The 1,722-nt window shown below is 78.4% G+C and carries 1 protein-coding gene; it reads left to right on the top strand.

Features of this window, described 5'->3' with window-relative positions; all coding sequences use genetic code 11:
* The coding region (locus ACWGIG_RS38775; protein ID WP_453326427.1) for a LuxR C-terminal-related transcriptional regulator at positions 1-1,722 on the top strand (1,722 nt) is incomplete at both ends.

Raw genomic sequence — 1,722 nt, 5'->3', positions numbered from 1 at the left:
GCGCTGGACGGCGGCGGCCGGCCCGGGACCGCGGCCGAACTCCTGGCACACCTCGCCGAGATCGAACTGATCACCGGCGCCCCCCTGGCCGCCCGCGACCGTGCGGACGCGGTGCTCGCGGATCCGACCGCCCCGCCCGAGGCCGCTCTGCGCGCCCTGGCCGTACAGGTCCGCGCGGACAGCCGCGCTTCCCGGCCCGACCACGCGCGGTCCGCCGCCGACGCCCTGGCCCGGCAGGCCCGGCAGGCGCCCGCCCAGGCCGCCGTGCACGCGCAGGCCGTGGCCCGGCTGGTGCGGGCCGGTGCGCACTGGCACGACGGGCGGCCCGCGGACGCCGTCGGAGAACTCCGCGCCGCCCCGGGACTCGGCGGCGGCGCCCCGCAGCCGTCCGCTCCCCACTGGGACGCGCGCGCGGCCTTGGCCACCATGCTGCTCGACCTCGGTACGCCCGAACACGCCGGGGACGTCCTGCGGACCGGTGCGGGGCACGCGCCGCCGGGCTGCCGCGCGCCGCTGGCGGCGCTGGCGCTGGAGCGCGGCGAGGTGGACGAGGCGGAGCGGCTCGCCGACGAGGTCCTCGACGAGCCGGACGAGGACCGGGCCCGCACGGACACCGTCCTCGCGCTGAGCGTGCGGGCCGAGTGCGCACTGCGCCGCGGCAGGACGCGCCAGGCGCGGCCCACCGTCGCACGCCTGCTGGCCCTGCTCGCGGAGGACCGGTTCGGACACGCCACGGGGCGGGCCCTGCGCGCGGTCCTGCGGGTCACCGAGGCGGACGGCGGCCCGCAGGAGGCGCTGCGGCTGCTGCACGAACTCGCCGTGGCGGAACATCCCGCGCACACCGGCCGCCCCGGTGCGCTGCCCGCCGCGTCCGAGGGTGAGCCTCACGCCGAGGACTCCGCGCCCACCCGCCTCGTACCCCTGTCGCTGCTGCTGTCGGGGCCCGCCACGCCCGCGTGGCTGGTACGGCTCGCGCTGGACGGCGGGCAGCGGGAGCTGGCCGAGGCGGTCGCGGCCCGCACCCGGGCGGTGGACCCGGAGTCGTCCGCGACCGCACACGCCGAAGGCGTCCTGAAGGAGTCGGCCGAGCTCCTGGGCCGGGCGGCCGGCGGCCACGGCGACACCTGGGCACGGGGCCGCGCCGAGGAGGACCTGGGGCTGCTGCTGCTCAGGAACAGCGAAGACAAGGACGGCGACGACAAGAGCCGCGCCCGTGCCGTCAAGCGCTTCCTGGCCGCCCTGGACTCGTACGACGCCTTCTGCAGCACCCCGGACGCGGCCCGCATGCGCAGCACGCTGCGGGGGCTCGGTGTGCGCCGCCGGCACTGGACCTACGCCGATCGCCCCGCGACCGGCTGGGCCAGCCTCACCGACTCCGAGCGCGCGGTCGCCGACCTGGTCGCCCAGGGCCTGACGAACCGGGAGACCGCCGACCGGATGTTCCTGTCCCCCTACACGGTCAACTACCACCTGCGGCAGATCTTCCGGAAGCTGTCCCTCTCCTCCCGGGTCGAACTGGCCCACTCGCACCGCGATCACGACCGTCTGACGGCCGCCCCTGCGGGACCCGCTCCGGAGCGGGTCCCGGCCCCCTCCCCCGTACCGTCCGACGGGCGTCGGCTCCGCGCGGCGACCGGCGCACCCGGAGACCGGCAGCCTCGTGGCGCGGCCGGCGCAGCGGACCGCACGTCCCGGTCCGTGCCCGTCGTCGAGCGGCGGCAG

The sequence above is a fragment of the Streptomyces sp. NPDC054863 genome (assembly GCF_053610825.1).
This window is presented reverse-complemented; position numbering and strand designations above follow the sequence as displayed.